The organism is Bacillus sp. 95MFCvi2.1 (assembly GCF_000374965.1).
Classification (GTDB): Bacteria; Bacillota; Bacilli; order Bacillales; family Bacillaceae_G; genus Bacillus_A; species Bacillus_A pseudomycoides.
This window is the reverse complement of sequence record NZ_KB895691.1, coordinates 348,084-369,836: the sequence shown is the minus strand read 5'-3', so window position 1 is coordinate 369,836 and position 21,753 is coordinate 348,084. Positions and strand designations below refer to the sequence as shown.

The window sequence follows — 21,753 nt, the reverse complement described above, 5'->3', positions numbered from 1 at the left end:
GTCACCCCTGTTTTCTATATAAGTTAAGCATTTCCATTCCATATATGGAACATGCAATTTCTTTAAAAATGTTAAAAAAGGGAGAGGAAAAATCCTCGCCCTTTTAACGTTTATTGAATTTCCAGTGTGACTTTCTCATCATTGTGATGTCCCACTGAATACAAGAGCATCCGAATTGCTTTCGCAACTCGCCCCTGCTTTCCAATGACTTTTCCAACATCCTCAGGATGCACAGTCAATCGATACTTTATCTCTCCGTTGCAAAGTTCCTGTGAAACTTTTACATCTTCAGGATGATCTACAAGAGGTTTGACAATTGTTTCGATCAACTTTTTCATTGTCATTGCCTCAATTACTTACCTTGTTTAGATAAGTGGAATTTCTCCATGATACCTTGGTTAGAGAAAAGATTGCGAACTGTATCAGATGGTTTCGCACCATTTCCTAACCATTTTAATGCTGCTTCTTCGTTGATTTTCACTTCAGCTGGTTGAGCAACCGGATTGTAAGTACCGATTTCCTCAATGAAACGTCCGTCACGAGGAGAACGAGAATCTGCAACAACTACACGATAGAAAGGAGTTTTTTTAGCTCCCATACGTTTTAAACGAATTTTAACTGCCATTTATAAAGCACCTCCGAATTTATTTCACACAGATAATTATATTAGCAAAAAGACTATTGCTTTGTAAAGTATTTTTTCTTAACAGAGCCATCTTTTTTTCCTTACATAAATGGAAACTTCAATCCACCTAGTCCTTTTTTCTTACCTTTTTGCATGCCTGTCATCGTCTTCATCATTTTTTTCATATCTTCAAACTGCTTCAGTAGACGATTAATTTCTTGTACTGTTGTACCACTACCTTTGGCAATGCGTTTTTTACGACTAGCATTGATAATTTCCGGATGTTCTCGCTCTACTTTTGTCATAGAACGAATAATTGCCTCAATATGCCCAATTTGTTTTTCATCAACTTGTGCATTTTTCAGCCCTTTAATTTTATTTGCACCAGGAAGCATTCCTAGCAATTCATCAAGTGGTCCAAGTTGACGCACTTGTCCAAGTTGCTCTAGGAAATCGTCTAGCGTAAACGAAAGCGTACGCATTTTTTGCTCAAGTTCTTTTGCTTTTTCCTCATCAACTGTAGCTTGCGCTTTTTCAATTAATGTTAAAACGTCACCCATCCCTAAAATACGGGATGCCATGCGTTCTGGATGGAACGCTTCAATCGCATCTAGCTTTTCACCCATACCAGCAAATTTAATTGGTGTGTTTGTTACTGCTTTAATAGATAGTGCTGCACCACCGCGCGTATCACCGTCTAATTTCGTTAAAACAACACCTGTTAAACCTAACTGTTCATGGAAACTTTGTGCAACATTTACCGCATCTTGTCCTGTCATCGCATCGACAACAAGGAAGATTTCATCCGGTTTCGCAACTTCTTTCACTTTCGCTAATTCATCCATTAGTTCTTCATCAATATGCAGGCGACCCGCTGTATCGATTAAAACATAATCATGATGATCTTCTTTTGCTTTCGCAATCGCTTGTTTTGCAATTTCAACAGGACTTACTTGATCTCCTAATGAGAAAACAGGCATGTCCAATTGCTTCCCTAATGTTTCAAGCTGTTTAATCGCTGCAGGACGGTAAATATCGGCTGCAACAAGCATCGGTTTACGATTATGCTTTTTACGAAGCAAATTCGCAAGTTTACCTGTTGTCGTTGTTTTACCTGCACCTTGCAGACCAACCATCATAATAACAGTTGGCGGCTTATTAGCGACAGCAATTTTACTTTGCTCTCCGCCCATAAGTTCTGTAAGTTCTTCCTGTACAACTTTAATTACTTGTTGGCCAGGTGTCAAACTCTTCATTACATCTTGTCCGACAGCACGCTCAGACACACGCTTTACAAAATCTTTTACTACTTTAAAGTTAACATCCGCTTCTAAAAGAGCAAGACGAACTTCTCTCATCATTTCTTTTACATCGGCTTCAGAAACTTTTCCTTTGCCGCGGATTTTTTGCATCGTCTGTTGAAGTCGGTCGGCTAATCCTTCAAATGCCATATTGCCGCCCTCCTAATCTAATTTTTCGATAGCTTCAACAACTTGTTTCATTTCTTCATTCACATGCTCTTCTTCGCTGATTAGCTGTTTTAGCTTTGCAACAAGTCGCTGTCGCTCTTGAAACTTTTGAAGTAATACTAATTTCTCTTCATATTCTTCAAGCATCGCTTCAGTCCGTTTAATGTTATCATACACGGCTTGGCGACTTACATCAAATTCTTCCGCAATTTCACCAAGAGATAAATCATCTAAATAATAAAGCGACATATAACTTCTTTGTTTTTGCGTTAACAACGATTGATAAAAATCAAATAAATAATTCATTCTCGTTGTTTTTTCGAGCATGTTGGATCATCCTTTGTTAAGTGATTTCCCTTTACATGAATTAGTTTACATGGAGTATAAAAGAGTGTCAAGTTTTTTTCTTAACATGATATATTTTTTATAAAAAAGAAGCGGTTTTTCCGCTTCTTTCACTGCCCCCGCTATTTGGGGGCAGTAAGACCTCCACCTTAAGATTCAAAAAGAAGTGAAGAAGATAGGTGGAGGATAACCACCCATAAATACCCGATTGGTGAGGGCTAACCATCCATGGAAAATGCCTCCACGGATGGAAGTTTCACTTTATACTTCTTCTTTTTCTACTAAGTTTGCAAATAAACCATACACATATTGTTCTGGATCAAATTGCTGTAAGTCGTCCATTTGTTCTCCAAGTCCAACAAATTTCACTGGTACGTCCATCTCATTACGAATCGCTAATACGATACCACCTTTAGCAGTCCCGTCTAATTTCGTTAGAACAATACCTGTAACATTCGTTGCTTCGCGGAATGTTTTCGCTTGACTTAAACCATTTTGACCTGTCGTTGCATCAATAACAAGCAATACTTCATGAGGAGCACCTGGAACTTCGCGTTCAATGACACGTTTCACCTTTTCTAACTCCTTCATTAAATTCACTTTATTTTGCAAGCGACCTGCTGTATCACATAGCAAGATATCTACTTTACGCGCTTTTGCAGCTTGAACAGCATCATACATAACCGCTGCCGGGTCAGAACCAGATCCTTGTTTAATAACTTCCACACCAACTCGGTCGCCCCATACTTCTAGCTGTTCGATTGCTCCTGCACGGAACGTATCCCCTGCTGCTAATAAGACAGACTTACCTTCGGATTTAAACTTATGAGCCATTTTACCAATTGTTGTCGTTTTCCCAACACCATTAACACCAACAAATAAAATAACCGTTAATTGATCTTGTTGTATGTTAAGTTCATTACTGAAGTCTTCTTCACCTTTGTAAATCCCTACTAGTTTTTCCGAAATAACAGCTTGCACTTCTCTCGGATCTTGAATATTGCGGCGTTGTACTTCTTCCTTCAACTGATCGATAAGTTCCATTACTGTTGCAACACCAACATCTGCACCAATTAAAATTTCCTCTAATTCCTCAAAGAAATCCTCATCGACTTTACGATAGCGATACACTAAATCATTTACTTTATCCGCAAATGAATTTCTCGTTTTTTCTAACCCTTGCTTAAACTTCTCTGTTACAGTATCTGTTTGTTTCGAAATCTTTTCTTTTAATTTTTTAAAGAAGCTCATTCTTCTCATCCTTCCTATTTGCTTGCAACAAGCTCTTCTCCGTCATCTAAACGAACGGAAACAAGCTTAGAAACACCTGATTCTTGCATTGTTACCCCGTACAGTACATCTGATTCTTCCATCGTACCTTTTCGATGTGTAATAACAATAAACTGCGTTTCATCACTAAACTTTTTCAAATACTGCGCAAAACGAGCTACATTCGCTTCATCAAGCGCCGCTTCAACCTCATCTAGTACACAGAACGGAACAGGTCTTACTTTTAAAATACCAAATAGCAGTGCAATTGCAGTTAAAGCACGCTCCCCACCTGAAAGTAAACCTAAATTTTGCAGTTTCTTCCCCGGTGGCTGCGCAACAATATCAATGCCTGTATTTAATAAATCTTGCGGATTTGTCATCACTAAGTCTGCTCTTCCTCCGCCAAATAGTTCACAAAAGACAGTCTGGAATTCTGTACGAATTGCCTGGAATGTAGTAGAGAAGCGTTTTTTCATCTCTTCATCCATTTCCATAATAACTTGGTGCAATGTCGCTTTCGCTTCTTCTAAGTCATCTCGCTGCTCTAACAAGAACGTATGTCGTTCTGCTATGCGTTCATACTCTTCAATTGCCCCTAAGTTTACTGTTCCGAGCTCCTCGATTGATAGTTTGATTAATTTCACCTTTTTACGCGCATCTTCTGCAGGCATTATCATTGTATACTTCAGTTTTGCTGCTTCAAATGAAATCGTATACGTTTCGCGTAAATGTTGCAATCTATTTTCTAATTCAACATCAAGGCGATTGATTTTCACTTCTTGATCTTTTAAAACCTCGAGAACATATTTATGGCGCCCTTTCGTATCTTTCACTTCACGCTCTATATGTTCTACCCGTTCTTGAAGGCTCAGGCGTTGCTCACGACGGGAACTAATTAATTCCGATGTTTGATTTCGATCATGTGCTTTCTTTTCAATCATATTCGTAATTTGCTCTTCACCGCTTGAATTCGATGTCATTTCTTGCTTTAAGAATGCTAAATCTTCTTTTGTTTTTACAAGCGTTCGCTGCGTTTCCTCTTGTTCTTTCGTCAAACGATCTACTTTCTCTTTTTGATTAGACAAACGTTGCTGCTTTTCTGCTGCTTGTACTTTCAGCTCCGTCATCTCCGCCTGAACTTTTTCTTTCGAAGAATGCTGGTCACTTTTTTGCTTCGTTAAAGCAACAATTTTTTCATCAAGCTCTGTGATATCTTTTTGAAGCTCTACTAAAATTCTATCCAGCTCTTGTTTTCGCCCTTGCATTTTCACTTGATCTTGTAAAAATCCTTCTATTTCCAAATCATAAATAGATAAACGATCATTAATACGATGCTCTTCTAGCTCAAGCTGATTAATTTCTTCTTTTAATTTTTGTTCATCTACACGCTCTTGTTCTGCATCGTGACGTAATTCTTTTATCTTAACTTCTTTTTCTTGAATTTCTTGTTTTAACGCTTTAACAAAGTTTTCTAACTTAGAAGTTTTTTCTTCCATTTCAGTAAGCTTCTTGCTCCACTCTTCTAATTCACGTTGTCGCCCTAGTAGAGAAGATTTCGCTTGTTTTACAGCCCCACCAGTCATAGAACCGCCAGGATTTACAACATCTCCTTCAATCGTTACAATACGGTAGCGATATTGTAATTGCTTCGCTAACTCATTCGCACCTCTTAAATCTTTTGCAACGACGACCGTTCCTAATAAATTTGAAACTATATTTTCATATTTATTATTGTAATGCACGAGTTCTGCTGCCACACCTATAAACGCTGAATGTTGCTTTATCATACGTAGCTGTTCAAATGATAACGATCTTCCCTTAATAACTGCCTGTGGTAAAAACGTCGCACGTCCATGGCGATTTTGTTTCAAAAAGGCAATTGCCTCGCGAGCATGCTCTTCTGTTTGTACAACAACGTGTTGCATTGCTGCACCAAGTGCAATCTCCATAGCAACTTCATATGCCTTCGGTACAGTAAGTAGTTCAGCGACCGCACCTTCAATGCCATGTAGTTTACTTTCACGGGCCTTTAATACTTCACGTACACCTTGATAAAACCCAGAATAGTCTTCTTGCATCTCTTCCAGCATTTCTTTTCGAGAGCGAGCTTGTTGAACAAATTGATATGCTTGATACAATTTTGTTTCATTTTCACTATATTGTGCCTTGCATTTTCCAAGCGCCGCTTCTGTTTTTTGTATATTGGTAATAACGCTTGTCACTTTCTCTTTTACTTCTTCATAACTCTCTACAAATTTTTCCTTTTTAGCTGTAATTTGCATACGCATTTGTACATACTTTTCATTTTCTTCATCAAGGCGTTGATTTTTAGAATTTTGTTGTTTGAATTGTTCCTCAAGCATAGATAATTCATTACGATTACTTGCTTGTTGATTTAAAAGTTCAATATAATCTCCTTTTAAATGCTCAATTTGCTCTTCTAGGTTTTCTGCATATGTAGAAAGAAGTTTCTCATTTTCGTGTAGCTTTTGTTCTAATGCTTTTACCTGATTTGCAAATTTCATTAGTTCTTCTGTACTGGTTTCAATTTCCACATCATAAATCTTGGCTTTTTCTGTTAACTCAATAATTAACTGTTCAAGCTGTGTGCAGTGCGTTGTTGCATTTTGCTTTCGTTCCTTTAGCAATTCACGCTGCCCTTCTAATTTTTCTAACTCTTTACTAGAAAGAAGGAGAACTTCTTGCAAGGAATCTACAGATTCATCAATCGCTTGCAATTGTCCGCGTAATTCTTCGAGCTCTGCTTCATTTTTTTGTAAATGCGTTGACATTTTTACTTCTTCATCTTTATTGTGTCCAAACTGCTTTCTAAGCGCTTCCCATTTTTCATGTAATTCTTCAATTTCATATACAATGAGAGCTGCTTCTACTTTTTCTAGTTCTTCTTTTTTCTCAAGATAGTCTTTCGCAATAGAAGCTTGTCTTTCAAGCGGCTCTACTTGAGTGCTTAATTCGTGAATAATATCTTGCACACGATTTAAGTTTTCTTGTGTTTCTGCTAATTTTCCTTCAGCTTTCTTTTTGCGAAGCTTATATTTTAATACGCCTGCTGCTTCTTCAAATACACCACGACGCTCTTCAGATTTACTGCTTAAAATTTCTTCTACTTTTCCTTGGCTAATGATTGAGAAAGCTTCTCGTCCCATACCAGAATCCATAAATAAATCAACAATATCTTTTAATCGACAAGATTGTTTGTTAATAAAAAAGTCACTATCTCCCGAGCGAGAAACGCGGCGCGTAACACTCACTTCATTATACTCAATAGGTAAACGCTGATCTTCATTATTTAAGGTTAATGTTACCTCTGCAACATTAACTGCTCTTCGCGTATCACTTCCCGCAAAAATAATATCCTCCATTTTTGCACCGCGTAATGATTTTGCAGATTGTTCACCAAGTACCCAGCGAATCGCGTCAGTAATATTACTCTTTCCGCTTCCATTAGGACCAACTACAGAGGTTACACCTGGAACAAAATCAACAGATACACGCTCCGCAAAGGATTTAAATCCTACTATTTCTAATCTCTTTAAAAACACGAAAGGCCTTCCCCCTATTCTCCGTTTTTATAGTCTCTGCCTATAAAAACAAACTACTGTACGGATTCATATTTATCTTTTCATATCCAAATAAAAATAAAGTTTCATTCTATGCATAAGGAATCCCCCTCATGTAAAGGGGGATTCCTTATGATTGTTCTTTTAACTTTTTCAACGCCTCTGAAGCAGCTTGTTGCTCTGCTTCTTTTTTCGACTTACCGCTACCAAGACCTAGAGCCACGCCACTTAATGTAACACGTGACACAAACTCTCGATTGTGAGCAGGTCCTTTTTCTTGCAAAATTTGATATTCAATATTACCGCTACCATCACGCTGAATTAATTCTTGTAGTTGACTCTTATAATCCATCACATGAGAAAAAGCACCTTCATTAATTTTTGGATATACAATTTCTTTTAAGAATTCCCAAACTGTCTCCAACCCTTGATCAAGATAAAGGGCACCAATAAACGCTTCAAAGACATCCGCTAATAAAGCTGGTCGTTCACGTCCACCTGTCATTTCTTCACCTTTTCCTAGTAAAACAAGGTTACCAAATGACAATTCATTCGCAAAGCGGACAAGAGATGGTTCACATACAACAGCTGCACGCAACTTTGTTAGCTCTCCTTCGCTCATTGTCGGATATTTTTGAAACAAATACTGTGATACAGTTAATTCTAATACAGCGTCTCCAAGAAATTCTAGACGTTCATTGTCTTCATGTGGCTTTTTTCGATGCTCATTCACATACGATGAATGCGTAAATGCTTGAATTAATAATTTTTCGTCTGTAAACGTAATACCTATTTTTTGTTGAAACATTTTAAAAGCTTCACGATATTTTGTTTCATATTTTTTTTCTCTATATTTTCGGTACGGCATAGGTCCCTCCAGATATAAGCCGAGAAAGCCCCGCTATAAAACGGGACTTCACTCAAACATTATAGATGACTCTCTATGTAAGTCACAGCATCGCCAACAGTAGCAATTTTTTCTGCATCTTCATCAGAAATTTCCATTTCAAACTCATCTTCCAATTGCATTACAAGTTCAACTACATCTAGGGAGTCTGCACCTAAATCTTCTTTAAAGCTTGCAGCTGGTACTACTTCTGTTTCTTCTACTCCTAAACGATCCACGATAATTTTCGTTACACGCTCTAAAACATCTGCCATAATTCATTCACCTCCCCTCAAATATTATATTAAATATTTCACAAAAAAACTAGGTGAAATCGTTTCTTTTATTACATTACCATACCACCATCAACATGTAATGTTTGTCCTGTAATATATTTGCTGTGATCAGCAGCAAAAAATGTTACAGCATTCGCAATATCTTGCGCTTCTCCAAACTTAGCAGCAGGGATTAATTTTAACATTTCCTCTTTTACGTTTTCGCCTAATACATCTGTCATATCAGTAGCAATAAACCCTGGAGCAATTGCATTTACTGTTATATTTCGGCTAGCCAATTCTTTTGCGGAAGTCTTTGTCAATCCAATTACCCCAGCTTTTGCTGCAACGTAATTTGCTTGACCGGGATTCCCTGTAACACCCACAACAGAAGCAATATTAATAATACGACCATGACGCTGACGCATCATGTAACGAGATACTGCTTTCGTACATAAGAATACACCTTTTAAGTTTGTATCAATAACTGTATCCCATTCTTCTTCTTTCATACGCATTAATAAATTATCTCTTGTTACCCCTGCATTATTCACAAGAATATCAACTCGTCCAAATGTATCCACAGTGTGTTTTACCAGGTTTGTAACTTCTTCAACATTAGCAACGTCTGCTCTCACTGCGATTGCTTCTGAACCAAGTTTTTTTATTTCATCAACTACTTCATTTGCTTTTTGCTCATTACCAGCATAGTTAACTACAACTGTTGCCCCTTGCTTCGCTAAATCAATTGCAATTGCGCGGCCAATTCCACGTGATGCACCTGTTACTAATGCAACTTTCCCTTTTAACATCCGCTTTCTCCTCTCAAACTTGAAATGGTATCTTTCAATGTCTCTTCATCATATATCGCATATACCTTTGCAGATGGAGCAATTGATTTCATAAGACCAGCAAGAACTTTCCCGGGACCAATTTCAATAAATGTATCTACACCTTGTTCTACCATCTGTTCAATAGATGGGTACCATAAAACAGGTGAATAGAGCTGTTCAATTAGCTTTTCTTGAATATCTTCACTGCGATTAACGCAATTAGCCGTAACGTTTGCAACAACTGGAATGTTTGCATCTTGAATTGTAATTTCATTTAAAACATTTTGAAACTTCTCAGCTGCTGGTTTCATTAATGAAGAATGGAACGGACCGCTCACACGAAGCGGAATTGCTCGTTTTGCACCATTTTCTTTCACTTTTTGAGAAGCGAGTTCTACTCCTCGTTTCGTTCCAGAGATAACGATTTGCTTCGTACTATTCATATTAGCAATTTGCACAGCATGACCTTCACTCGTTACTTCTTCTGTAACTTGTTTCAGAACATCTGGATCTGCCCCTAAAATAGCGGCCATTGCACCTTCTCCGCTTGGCACAGCTTCTTCCATATATTCACCACGTTTTCTTACAGCGTAAACAGCATCTTCAAATGTTAATGCTCCCGCTGCAACAAGCGCGCTATACTCACCTAAGCTATGGCCAGCAACATAATCAGGCGTAATATCATATTGTTTCAAAGCTGTTAAGATTGCAATACTTGTCGTTAATAGTGCTGGTTGCGCATTTGTCGTTAATGTTAGCTTCTCCTGAGGTCCTTCAAAAATTAATGATGAAAGAGACTCCTGTAAAACTTCATCCGCTTTTTGAAATATTTTTGCAACCTCTTTATTATTCCCTGCTAATTGCTGTCCCATTCCAACCGCCTGTGAACCTTGGCCCGGAAAAAGAAATGCTAGTTTTCCCATTTCAAACCCTCCTCTTATTGAAGCGGCTCTTTCTCCATTACACTTGAAATTGTAGGAATGACTTCTTTCGCTACCATTTCTCTAGTTTGACGAATCGCACTAAAAATCGATTGATCATTAGAAGATCCATGAGCCTTAATGACAGGAGCTTTTAATCCAAACAATGCTGCTCCGCCATACTCCGAATAATCCATTTTATCTTTTAATATCATCAGCTTCGGTTTTAATACTGCCGCTGCTAATTTACTTGTGAACGAACTCATTAATTGTTCTTTTAACATAGAAAATAATGCTAGTGCAGTTCCTTCTAATGATTTTAATGCTACGTTTCCAGTAAAACCATCGCATACAACTACATCTGCCACACCTTGTAATAGGTCTCTTGACTCAACGTTTCCAACAAAATTAATTGGCGCATCTTTTAGCATAGCGAATACTTGTTTTGAAAGTTCGTTTCCTTTGCCATCTTCTGTCCCGACATTCAAAAGACCAACACGCGGATTGTTAATTCCTCTTACTTTCTCAGCGTAAATAGAACCCATTACCGCATATTGATATAAATGAATTGGCTTCGCGTCAACATTTGCTCCAACGTCTAACATAACAAAACCTTTCCCATCAATTGTTGGCATTGTAGGAGATAACGCTGGACGTTCAATCCCTTCCATACGTCCTACCACAAACAATCCAGCTGCCATTAAAGCCCCTGTGTTACCTGCTGATATACAAGCATTGGCTACACCTTCTTTTACTTGCTGCGCTGCAAGTACCATTGAAGCTTGCTTTTTCCGACGAACAGCTCTTACTGGTTCATCTGTCCCTTCAATCTTTTCATCTGTATGAAGTACAGTAATACGCTCTTCGCTTGTTAAATACTGACGAATCTCCTCTTCTTTTCCTACCAAAGTAATATGTAAATCTGAATATTCCTTAATAGCTTTCATTGCTCCTAATACAGCTGCTTTTGGAGCGTGATCGCCACCCATTGCATCTATTGCGATTTTCATAAATTGTTACCTTCCTCACTATAATTACTAGATCGATACATTTCAAAAGTGCCTGTAAAAACAAGTTCTTCGCCAACAAAGCTATGCACTTTGACAACCGTCCGTCCTTTATCATTCTCCACATCTTCAACGCGGGCTTTTGCAACAACACGTTCTCCTAATTTTACAGGACGAATATATCGAATGGTAGACTTTGCAGTTAAAGCTAATTCTTCATCAATAACTGCAACAGCTAGTGAGTTCGCTTGAGCAAACAAATGGTGCCCACGCGCAATTTGATTTCTTTTAAATACATGCTCCATCTTCACTTCAAAAATAGAAATTGCATGTCTATCTAATTCTATATCAATAATTTCTCCAACTACCTCTTCTAACGGTAAAGATTTTACATCTTCTTCATGCTGTTTCGTTGCCACATGTTTAATTCGCTCTCTTAACTCAGGAATCGATAATTCCATTCGATCAAGGCGAACAGTTTGTATACTTACTTGAAACTGCTCTGCTAACTCTTCATCCGTTATGAAAGGATTCGTTTCTATTGTTTGTTGTAATAATACTTGTCTTTCTTTCTTACTTTTTCTTTTTTTCATACCGCACCATCCGTTTTTTATGACTAGGTACTAACAGTAGTATATAATCATTAAAAGTAGAATGCAACAAAAAAATTTGCACATTCCATTTTTAATCGAGCTTTTCTCCTTGAAACACACCTGCTCCTTCAAGATATACGCGTAATGCAGCATACTGCTCGTTGTGCCAAAACGCTTCAGAATCAACCAGCACGGCCGCATCTTGTCTCGCCGTTTCCAACGCTCGATAATCATGTACCATATCAGCTACCTTAAACTCTGGTAGACCACTTTGTTTACTTCCAAAGAAATCTCCAGGACCACGTAACTCTAAATCTTTTTCCGACAATACAAATCCATCATTTGTTTCTGTCATAATGCGCATGCGTTCTTTCCCAGTTTCCGATTTCGGATCTGCAATTAACAAACAATACGACTGCTCACTCCCACGGCCAACACGACCTCGAAGCTGATGCAATTGCGATAAACCAAAGCGCTCCGCATCATAAATTACCATAACCGTTGCATTCGGCACGTTGACACCAACCTCAACTACAGTTGTTGAAACAAGAATTTGCACTTTATTTTCACTAAATTTCTCCATTACATCTTCTTTTTCTTGAGAAGATAAACGTCCGTGCATTAATCCAACCTGAAACTTTCCTTGATAGTGATGCATCAGCATACTATGCAAATCAATTGCATTTTGCACATCAAGCTTCTCAGATTCTTCAATAAGCGGACAAATTACATAAGCTTGTCTCCCCTTATTCACTTCCTTTTCCACGAAACCAAGGACACGTTCTAACATATCATGTTTTGCCCAATACGTTTCAATCACTTTACGCCCAGCAGGCATTTCATCAATAATAGAAACATCCATCTCTCCAAAAGCAGTAATCGCCAATGTACGAGGAATCGGTGTTGCTGTCATAAACAACACATCTGGACTTTCACCTTTCTCTCGTAAAACGCGGCGCTGCGCTACACCAAAACGGTGTTGTTCGTCAGTAATAACAAGTCCAAGTCTATGGAAAATGACTTCATCCTGAATTAAAGCATGTGTCCCAACAAGAATATCTATTTCTCCTTGTTCAAGTTTCGCTAAAACTTCACGACGACGTGCCCCCTTAACTGAACTCGTTAACAATTCCACATTCATATTAAAATGCGAGAACGTCTCTGCTAGCGATTGATAATGTTGCTCAGCTAAAATTTCTGTAGGGACCATTAACGCACCTTGATAATGTGCAAGTTTCGCTGCATAAAGAGCAATTGCAGCTACAACTGTTTTTCCTGATCCAACATCCCCTTGTAATAACCGATTCATCCGGTACGGAGACTGCATATCTTTTATAATCTCAGAAACAACGCGACGCTGTGCGCCAGTAAGCGGGAACGGAAGTGCATCAGTGAACTCTTCTAATTCTTTCATTGAAATATCTTTTTTCGTCCCCTTCGAACTCTCTCTTTCCATTTTACGCAACGCTTGCATTTTGAGCTGGAATAAGAAAAATTCTTCATATACAAATCGACGACGTGCTTGTTTTAAATCTTCTTGACCAACTGGAAAATGGAGCGCTCGAAGCGCTTCATAACGCGGTAATAATTTATAACGCCCTAACAAACCATCTGGCAACATTTCTTCTATAGAGGAACCATACTCTTTTAAAGCTTGTGCAATAAAACGTCGCATTTGTTTTACTGTTAATTTTCCTTTTACTGAATACACAGGTTCCACTTCTTGCTGACGTACGACTGGACCAAAGTGAAGCTCGGATATAGAAATCGTTTGACGATGCTGATCCCATTTACCAGTAATCGTCACCGTTTCATCAAGCTTTAACTTTTGCTTATAATACGGTCTATTAAAACATACAGCCGTAATTAAATAACGGCCAACAAGTACGCGAACAGTAAGACGCGATTTCTTTTTCCCGTAATATTGTAATAAAGGAGCACTATGCACCTTTCCTTCCACTGTTACACGCTCTTCATGTTTCACTTCTGCCAAATCTTTCATCGCGTAGTCTTCATAACGGTACGGAAAATGCTCTAATAGATGGGAAACTGTATAAATCCCCATCTCATGTAATAATTCAGATGTCTCTTCCCCGATTCCTTTTACATCCGTAACAGGAACTTGCACAACTTCACTCAAGATTTTCACGCTCCGTCACATCATTTTCTTATTTTTACTCGCGTATATACTTCATGCATATATGGATATACAATTCCATATAACTTATACATTTACTATCCTAACTTGTAATCGTTCTCTTCTGCCTTTTCTATTCTATCATAGGCATTCTCAAGGAAACTACCCTTATACATTATCAGCCATATATAATGACCCTTTCATTAACCTAAATACCTACTTGATTAAACTTTGCGAAATCTTTTATCAAATTATGTATATTCCAAAGAAAGATATGCGATAAAAAAGAGCCTTACTATAGCAGCAAGGCTCTTTTTTATCGTCATTATGCTAGCCTTTTGAAAAAGAACCACTGACGATAGATTATCGCTAGTTCTTGCTCATTAGCAAGTAAAACCATTCATCTCTATGCAAAAAAGAAATTCCCTTTATTCTACAGAGAATATGAAAGAATATACAGGTTGATTTCCTTGGTGAACTTCTACCTCTACATCTTCAAACTTCTCTTCTACAAATGCAACTAACTCTGCAACTTCTTCATCTGTTGCATCTTCACCTTGCAAGATCGTTACAATCTCAGAATCTTCATCAATCATACTTTCTAGCAATTGCTTCGCTGCATCTACTTTTTTAGCATTTGTAGATACAATTTTCCCATCTGCAATACACATGAAATCATTTTTTTGAATCGCTACACCGTCAATTTCCGTATCACGAACTGCATACGTAATTTGACCTGTTTTCACATGTGCTAGTGCTTCTTGCATGTTCTTTTCGTTTTCTTCTAACGTTCCAACTGGATTAAATGCTAACATTGCAGCCATTCCTTGAGGAACAGTTTTTGAACGAACAACAATCACTTCTTGATCAACAACAGATGCCGCTTGCTCTGCTGCCATCACAATATTCCCGTTATTCGGTAATATAATGATTTTTTCAGCATTCGCTTCTTCGATTGCCTTTACGATATCCTCTGTACTTGGGTTCATCGTTTGACCACCTTCGATAACTTGTGTTGCCCCAATGCTCTCGAATAGGTTTTTAATACCTGATCCCATTGCTACAGTTACAATACCGTATGGTTGCTTTTCTTTTACTGGAATTACTTTTTCCGGCATCGGTGTTGGCTCATCTAATAAAGCAGTATGCTGTTCGCGCATATTTTCTACTTTAATTTTAATCAAACTACCATAACGTTGACCGTAGTTCATCGCATCACCAGGATGTTCTGCATGAATATGAACTTTTACAACTTCATCATCCGAGACAACAAGCAATGAATCTCCATATACACTAATATCTTCACGGAATTTCTGCTCAGAGAAATTATGTTCTTTCATTTTTTCAGACTCTAATTTCACCATAAATTCCGTACAATATCCGTATTTAATATCTTCTGTACTCAATTGGCTTTGTACACTACGGTGATGCTCCGCACGCACCATTTCATTCATAGATGGTTGTGCTGGTACATCAGAAGAAATTGTTTCTCCTTTTAAATCAGCTAAAAAGCCTTCGTATACAACAACAAGACCTTTACCACCGCTATCTACAACGCCAACTTGTTTTAATACAGGTAATAAATCTGGCGTACGATTTAACGATGCATTTGCTTCTTTGACAACGTCTTCCATAAACAAAACAAAGTCGCGCTGTTTTTTCGCAACTGTGACTGCATATTTCCCCGTTTCTCTTGCAACTGTTAAAATCGTTCCTTCAATCGGCTTCATAACCGCTTTATACGCCGTTTCTACACCAGCTTCTAAAGCTGCCGCAAAATCAACTGTTGTTAATTCTTCTTTTTGTTCAATGGATTTAGAGAAACCACGGAACAACTGAGATAAAATAACACCTGAGTTACCACGAGCTCCCATTAATAATCCTTTTGCTAAACTTACGCCGACTTTACCAGCATGCTGCGAAGGGTTTGCTTTTACTTCACGCGCGCCTGAAGTCATTGATAAATTCATATTTGTACCGGTATCGCCATCTGGAACTGGAAAAACGTTTAATGCATCAACAAGCTGAACATTGTTTGTTAAGTTATTCGCTCCTTGAATAATCATTTGTGATAAACGTTTCCCATCAATTTTTTGAATTGACACAGATTTTCCTCCTTAATGCACATTACAAGTTTATTACTTTAACTCCTTGTACGTAGATGTTTACAGAATCTACTGCTAGTCCTACCGTTTGGTCTAATGTATATTTCACTTTCGTTTGGACGTTGTGTGCTACCTCTGAAATTTTTGTACCATAGCTCACAATAATATACATATCAATATGTACTTCATCTTCGTCTTTACGAACAATAACGCCTCTAGTGAAGTTTTCTTTTCGTAAAATTTCTGTTAATCCATCTTTTAATTGGTTTTTTGAAGCCATACCAACGATACCGTAGCAATCTACCGCGGCACCTCCAGCAATCGTTGCAATTACATCTGTACTAATATCAATTTGACCGTACTTCGTTTTAATTTCAATTGACATCTCTTTTCCCCCTTCATAAATGGTGAAAGTGAGCTAGACTACTTTAATTACTATCATATAATCTTTTTAAAGAAAATTCCATCGTTCTTTCTTTTCGCTCTCATATTTTATACTTATTATTACACTTTTCTACGACGAGCAAAATAGTCCATTGTTATTATACAACATGTACCACTATAATATGTCAAGTGATTTTTCTTGATTTCTACTTTTCTTTACTGAAATTTAGTGTCAAGTAATTTTTCTTGATTTCTTTTTTATACACTGTTGCATTCTCTTTTTAGTTGTGTTAAATTATAGTAGTGTTTTTAGCATCGCATAAAAGACTAACATTGAAAAAATTACGTATGGTAAGGTAGTTAAGGGAGGGAAATATAGATGGCTCGTGTTTGTGCTATTACTGGAAGAAAAGCTCGTTCTGGTAACTCTCGTTCTCACGCAATGAACGCTACAAAACGTAAATGGGGCGCTAACCTTCAAAAAGTTCGCGTACGCATCGACGGTAAAGTTCAACGTGTTTACGTTTCTGCTAGAGCATTAAAATCTGGCAAAATCGAACGTGTTTAATAATAAAAAAAAGAGCCAATAGGCTCTTTTTTTATTATCCTCATGAAAAAAGCACCATTAATGGTGCTTTTTTAGTCCTTTTTAAAGGTATTTAACACCGCGCGAACAATTCCACCAAGAAATTTAGGTAACTTAATTGTATAAAATCTCATGGTTTCCCTCCTAATCCCCATTACTCCACTTGTTTACTATATGATGCAAGTAGCAAAAGTGTTTCTTCAATCAGTGCTTCTTATCACCATTAATATGCCAGAAGCAAATGAAAAAGTACCTTTTTCCGCAATGAGTTCATTACTAATACAAAGCGTCGATCCCCATTCTATCGTTTTATCAGTAAGAGGATATTTAAAGCCACGAAGTGTAATACCTTTTACAATTTCCGTAACAGGCACAAAGGATACGTATGGAAATTGTTCATTTTCTTCAATTATATATGTGCCTACTTTTTTTACAGAGATTTCATTTTTATTGTCAACGATATACATTTCAGTATGTGCTTCCAGCCCTTTTAAAAGCATTTGTATGTTCGCTAACCCATGATCAAGCCTTCCGCCTGTAGCACCAAAAATGCGAATCAAATCCGGCTTTTGCTCCAGTGCCCAATGAATTGCAATTTCTAAATCCGTTTGATCTTTTTCACGCGGAACAATATGTAACTCATCTGTCTGTTTTTGCATCCACGCTAATTCTTCATCTGTAACTGAGTCATAATCACCAAATGCAACAGTAGGTATGATTCCTCTTTGCAACAAACGATATACACCACGATCAACCGCAGCCCATACTACTTCCTCATTTTCATACCGAGAGAAATCAGCACAGTACTCCGCCGGTCCTCCAGCTAAAATATGAATAATCATCTTTTCTTTCCCTTCTATAGAAAAAAGCAATCTGCCAGTCGGTAGATTGCTTTTTTCACATTAGCCCGTTCTAACAGGTCTTAAAAGTTTTCTTATCTATATTCCTTATCCACGAATTACTCGAATTGCTTCACCGCGGTCTTTTTGATTGTACACTGCTGATCCTGCTACAAGAACATTTGCTCCAGCTTCTACACAAAGTCTCGCAGTCTCAGCATTCACACCACCATCAACTTCGATTTCTACTTGTAAATTACGCTCTTTGACCATTTCTGCAACTTGTTTAATTTTCGGTAATACAGAGTGAATAAACTTCTGTCCACCAAATCCTGGATTTACTGTCATAAGTAATACCATATCAATATCTCCCAATACGTGTTCAATCATTGAAACTGGTGTATGTGGATTTAATACAACTCCAGCTTTAATACCATGTGATTTAATTAATTGAATCGTACGATGTAAATGCGGGCACACCTCTACATGAACAGTAATAATATCCGCTCCAGCTTTTGCAAAAGTAGGGATATAGTTATCCGGGTTTTCAATCATTAAGTGTACATCTAATGGTAAAGATGTAATTGGACGAATCGCTTCTACAATTAATGGACCAATTGTAATGTTCGGGACAAAATGCCCATCCATTACGTCAACATGGATATAATCCGCTCCGCCCTTTTCTACATCTTTAATTTCTTCCCCTAGTTTGGAAAAATCTGCTGATAAAATCGATGGTGCAATTTTAATCATAATTAATACCTCGGCTTTCTCTCTCTAATTTCTTCTACAAATTGTTTGTAATGTTCATAACGATATTGTGTAATTTTCCCTTCTTCAACCGCAGCTTTTACTGCACATTTCGGTTCTGAAAGGTGTGTACACCCTCTAAATTTACAGTATTGACTCTCTTCTTTCAACTCTGGAAAACAATACGTAAGATCTTCTACTTCGATATCAATAAAATCAAGAGAGCTAAAACCCGGTGTATCTGCAACCAGACCGCTTCCTACTGCAATTAATTCTACATGCCTTGTCGTATGCTTCCCTCGCCCTAAATGCGATGAAATATCATCTGTTTTTAGGGCTAAATCTGGGCGTAATACATTTAACATGGAAGATTTCCCTACACCAGATTGCCCCGCAACAACTGAGACACAACCTTCTAAGAATGGTTTTAAAATATCAATACTTTCCGATGTATTTATAGAAGTAAATAACACATCATATCCCATTTCACGATAATCATTTGCATAAGATTCAACAGTTTCTCGCATTTTTTCATCTACTAAATCCATTTTACTGATACAAATAATTGGTTTAATGTTATGATATTCAATTAATACTAAAAATCGATCTAATAACCCTGGGTTAAAATCTGGTTCAACTGCTGAGAAAACAAGGATTGCTTGATCAACATTGGCAATTGGCGGCCTAACAAGTTCATTTTTCCGCTCAAAAATCTCTAAAACATAGCCTTCATTCGGATTCTCCGCTTGAAAAACTACTTGATCTCCTACAAGTGGTGTAATTTTATTTTTTCTGAATACACCACGACCACGGCATTGTGTAATGCCACCTTCATGCTGTACATAATAAAAACCACTTAAAGCTTTTACAATTTTTCCTTCTGCCATATAATTCTCCTTTATTCTATATAAAGTGAAATTGTTATCAGCCTCTCCATACAGTTATCCCTTCCTTAAAATATTGAGACGGGGTACTGCCAGCGAATACTAGGATAAAACTGACTATTTATCAGTTCAGATTCTCCTTTATTTCCACTTCACTTTTATGGCTGTCCTTCTATTTCAAAACGTAATTTCTTACCCTTCTACGTTAACAGCATAACAGGCAAGAGCAACAAATTCCACTCTCCATACAAAGAAGGTGGAATCCACCAAATGGAGACACACCTTTACTAGGCTGGATATGGCACTTCTTTATCAATAATTGTCGTCCCATCTCGAACAATTTTGTAATGACCTTTTGTTCCTTCTTGAATCACAAATTCCAAAGAAATAGTAGCAGATTCTGTTATTGTTCGCGTTTCAATCGGCTTATCCATTTTCTGCTGCATATCTTCTTTATAAATTTCAATTGTTTGTGGCTTTTTCTCACCTGTCGCAGGAGGCTCATACGGAATCGAAATGTTATCAACCTTTACTGTTTTCGTTACTTTAGGCTTCGGACCATCAGAGACAGTAATCGTTACTTTATCCCCTTCTTTTAACGGCGTTCCTGGTTTTGGTGATTGTGAAATTACTTGTCCCTTATCAACAGTATCCGAATATTCTCTTTTTATATTTGGGACCAGCTTCTTTTCATTTAAATAGCTATTCACACTATTTTCCGTCCATCCAGAAAAATCAACAGGTCGAATTTGGTAAGGACCTTTACTCACCCAAACTTTCACATCTTGCTCCGCTTCCACAACCATTTGGTCTGCTGCTGGACTTTGTTCTACGATTTCACCTTTTGGTTTTTCGCTTTCAATATCGTATCGAACAACAATTTTATACTTCCCTTCCAATTCGTCCTTCAAACTATCAAAATCTTTTCCGATTAAATTACTCATCTTATCCTTCTTTTTTCCACCGGATTGATAGATAGTAATTTTCGACCTTTCTTTTACAACCCTTCCTGCTGCCGGACTTGTTTTAATTACTTTCCCAGCTTCAACATCATCTGTATAAACAATGTTCGGTTCAGCAACTTCAAATCCTTTCTCAACAAGAGTGTTAACAGCAGTCTCATACTTCATACCAGACACATCAGGAGTTTTTACGTCTTTAGGAATAAAGAATCCTGGAATCACAGTCAGCGCTAACGTTGTGCCGATTGCTAAAAGTAAAAATGTTGTAAGTAACACTTTCAGCCATTTGTTACTTCGCTTTTTTTTCTCGTTCGGTTTCACTTCTTCATCTTTTATCTGTTCATCCGCTTTACTTCCATTCAATACAATTGTTTCATCGCTTACATTTCCAAATAATTGTTCTTGTTGAATAATTGGAATTGCCTTCGTCGCTTCCATATCTTCAGGTATATAAAATGGTTGTTCGTTAATACGTTCTGGATATAGCGCCGTTTCAATATCTCTCTTCATCGCATTAGCAGACTGATAGCGATGAAATGGATCTTTTGCAGTTGCTTTTAAAATAATATTTTCTACACTTTGCGGAATATCTGGATTCCAGCGTTTTGGAGATGGTGTTTCATTCTGTAAATGTTTTAAAGCGATCGCAACTGCAGACTCTCCTGAGAAAGGTTGTCGCCCTGTTAGTAATTCAAACATAACAATACCAAGCGAATAAATATCCGATTGTTTATTCGCTATCCCTCCACGTGCTTGCTCTGGTGACAAGTAATGGACCGAACCAAGCACTGAGTTCGTATGCGTTATCGCCGTTGCACTTGTAGCAGTCGCAATCCCAAAGTCTGTCACCTTCACGACTCCATCATTCCGAATTAAGATGTTATGTGGCTTTATATCTCTATGGACAATTTCAAAATGATGCGCATGTGCCATTGCAGATGTTAACTGCTCCATAATATCAAGAGCTTCTCCTATCGGTAACATTCCACGCTGCGTTATGTATTGCTTTAATGTTTGTCCAGGTACATATTCCATAACAAGATAATAAATTCCATCTTCTTCCCCAACATCATACATATTCACAATATTTGGATGCGACAACGTTGTAACAGATTGCGCTTCTCGATGGAAACGTTTAATAAACTCATCATTATTTGCATAATCGAGTCTTAATATTTTTACCGCTACATCTCGGCCTAGTATATCATCATGAGCCAAATATACATTGGCCATCCCTCCGCCACCGATCATTTTCAGTAGCTTATAACGGTCGTTTAGGCGTTTTCCAATCAGCACGTTG

21 protein-coding genes are annotated in these 21,753 nt (G+C 37.6%); 1 reads left to right on the top strand and 20 read right to left on the bottom strand.

The window, feature by feature from the left end:
- Positions 1-110: 110 nt before the first annotated feature.
- The 15 genes from C568_RS0105065 to C568_RS0104995 all read right to left on the bottom strand — a co-directional run bounded on the left by C568_RS0105065 (position 111) and on the right by C568_RS0104995 (position 16,433).
- Positions 111-338, bottom strand: a complete 228-nt coding sequence (locus tag C568_RS0105065; RefSeq protein WP_016115971.1) for a KH domain-containing protein — start codon at positions 336-338, stop codon at positions 111-113.
- 14 nt (positions 339-352) lie between these two features.
- Positions 353-625 (bottom strand): 30S ribosomal protein S16, encoded by a 273-nt coding sequence (rpsP, locus tag C568_RS0105060; protein WP_000268750.1) that lies wholly within the window; start codon positions 623-625, stop codon positions 353-355.
- 101 nt (positions 626-726) lie between these two features.
- Positions 727-2,076 (bottom strand): signal recognition particle protein, encoded by a 1,350-nt coding sequence (ffh, locus tag C568_RS0105055; RefSeq protein WP_003199457.1) that lies wholly within the window; start codon positions 2,074-2,076, stop codon positions 727-729.
- Between the two features lie 12 nt (positions 2,077-2,088).
- Positions 2,089-2,421, bottom strand: a complete 333-nt coding sequence (locus C568_RS0105050) for a putative DNA-binding protein (protein WP_000891062.1) — start codon at positions 2,419-2,421, stop codon at positions 2,089-2,091.
- Between the two features lie 279 nt (positions 2,422-2,700).
- Positions 2,701-3,690 carry a signal recognition particle-docking protein FtsY gene (ftsY, locus tag C568_RS0105045; RefSeq protein WP_006095745.1) on the bottom strand — a complete coding sequence of 330 codons (990 nt, stop codon included), beginning with the start codon at positions 3,688-3,690 and terminating at the stop codon, positions 2,701-2,703.
- Between the two features lie 14 nt (positions 3,691-3,704).
- Positions 3,705-7,274, bottom strand: a complete 3,570-nt coding sequence (smc, locus tag C568_RS0105040; protein ID WP_018780925.1) for a chromosome segregation protein SMC — start codon at positions 7,272-7,274, stop codon at positions 3,705-3,707.
- 148 nt (positions 7,275-7,422) lie between these two features.
- Positions 7,423-8,160 (bottom strand): ribonuclease III, encoded by a 738-nt coding sequence (gene rncS, locus C568_RS0105035; protein ID WP_018780924.1) that lies wholly within the window; start codon positions 8,158-8,160, stop codon positions 7,423-7,425.
- A gap of 59 nt (positions 8,161-8,219) precedes the next feature.
- A complete protein-coding gene (gene acpP / locus C568_RS0105030) occupies positions 8,220-8,453 on the bottom strand; it encodes an acyl carrier protein (RefSeq protein WP_000786062.1) in 234 nt (77 codons plus the stop codon).
- 71 nt (positions 8,454-8,524) lie between these two features.
- Positions 8,525-9,265, bottom strand: coding sequence for a 3-oxoacyl-[acyl-carrier-protein] reductase (fabG, locus tag C568_RS0105025; protein WP_016115974.1), 741 nt, complete (start codon positions 9,263-9,265; stop codon positions 8,525-8,527).
- The gene (fabD, locus tag C568_RS0105020; protein WP_003208176.1) at positions 9,259-10,209 is read right to left on the bottom strand and encodes an ACP S-malonyltransferase; all 951 of its coding nucleotides are present in this window, start codon (positions 10,207-10,209) and stop codon (positions 9,259-9,261) included. The genes fabG and fabD overlap by 7 nt, the downstream gene beginning before the upstream one ends.
- A gap of 14 nt (positions 10,210-10,223) precedes the next feature.
- Positions 10,224-11,216 (bottom strand): phosphate acyltransferase PlsX, encoded by a 993-nt coding sequence (gene plsX, locus C568_RS0105015; protein ID WP_018780923.1) that lies wholly within the window; start codon positions 11,214-11,216, stop codon positions 10,224-10,226.
- Positions 11,213-11,806 (bottom strand): transcription factor FapR, encoded by a 594-nt coding sequence (gene fapR / locus C568_RS0105010; protein ID WP_003199443.1) that lies wholly within the window; start codon positions 11,804-11,806, stop codon positions 11,213-11,215. Before fapR ends, plsX begins: the two co-directional genes overlap by 4 nt.
- A gap of 91 nt (positions 11,807-11,897) precedes the next feature.
- A complete protein-coding gene (gene recG, locus C568_RS0105005; RefSeq protein WP_018764722.1) occupies positions 11,898-13,946 on the bottom strand; it encodes an ATP-dependent DNA helicase RecG in 2,049 nt (682 codons plus the stop codon).
- Positions 13,947-14,371: 425 nt separating this feature from the next.
- On the bottom strand, positions 14,372-16,048 hold the full coding sequence (locus C568_RS0105000) for a DAK2 domain-containing protein (RefSeq protein ID WP_018780922.1): 1,677 nt from the start codon (positions 16,046-16,048) through the stop codon (positions 14,372-14,374).
- Between the two features lie 22 nt (positions 16,049-16,070).
- Entirely contained in the window at positions 16,071-16,433 is a 363-nt protein-coding gene (locus C568_RS0104995; protein WP_000021111.1) for an Asp23/Gls24 family envelope stress response protein, read from the bottom strand.
- Between the two features lie 378 nt (positions 16,434-16,811).
- Here C568_RS0104995 and rpmB point away from each other — a divergent pair, with 378 nt between their 5' ends.
- Positions 16,812-17,000: a 50S ribosomal protein L28 gene (gene rpmB, locus C568_RS0104990; protein WP_000124776.1), complete on the top strand. Its 189-nt coding sequence runs from the start codon at positions 16,812-16,814 to the stop codon at positions 16,998-17,000.
- 71 nt (positions 17,001-17,071) lie between these two features.
- Here the strand turns inward: rpmB and spoVM are convergent, their stop codons facing one another.
- The 5 genes from spoVM to pknB form a co-directional block, all read right to left on the bottom strand.
- Positions 17,072-17,152 (bottom strand): stage V sporulation protein SpoVM, encoded by an 81-nt coding sequence (gene spoVM / locus C568_RS30450; protein WP_001213600.1) that lies wholly within the window; start codon positions 17,150-17,152, stop codon positions 17,072-17,074.
- Positions 17,153-17,218: 66 nt separating this feature from the next.
- Positions 17,219-17,860 (bottom strand): thiamine diphosphokinase, encoded by a 642-nt coding sequence (locus C568_RS0104980; RefSeq protein ID WP_018764724.1) that lies wholly within the window; start codon positions 17,858-17,860, stop codon positions 17,219-17,221.
- Between the two features lie 105 nt (positions 17,861-17,965).
- Complete coding sequence (gene rpe / locus C568_RS0104975; protein WP_003199671.1) at positions 17,966-18,610, bottom strand: ribulose-phosphate 3-epimerase; 645 nt, start codon at positions 18,608-18,610, stop codon at positions 17,966-17,968.
- A gap of 2 nt (positions 18,611-18,612) precedes the next feature.
- Entirely contained in the window at positions 18,613-19,494 is an 882-nt protein-coding gene (gene rsgA, locus C568_RS0104970; protein ID WP_003199670.1) for a ribosome small subunit-dependent GTPase A, read from the bottom strand.
- Between the two features lie 284 nt (positions 19,495-19,778).
- The gene (pknB, locus tag C568_RS0104965) at positions 19,779-21,749 is read right to left on the bottom strand and encodes a Stk1 family PASTA domain-containing Ser/Thr kinase (protein ID WP_018780921.1); all 1,971 of its coding nucleotides are present in this window, start codon (positions 21,747-21,749) and stop codon (positions 19,779-19,781) included.
- Between the last annotated feature and the right edge of the window lie 4 nt (positions 21,750-21,753).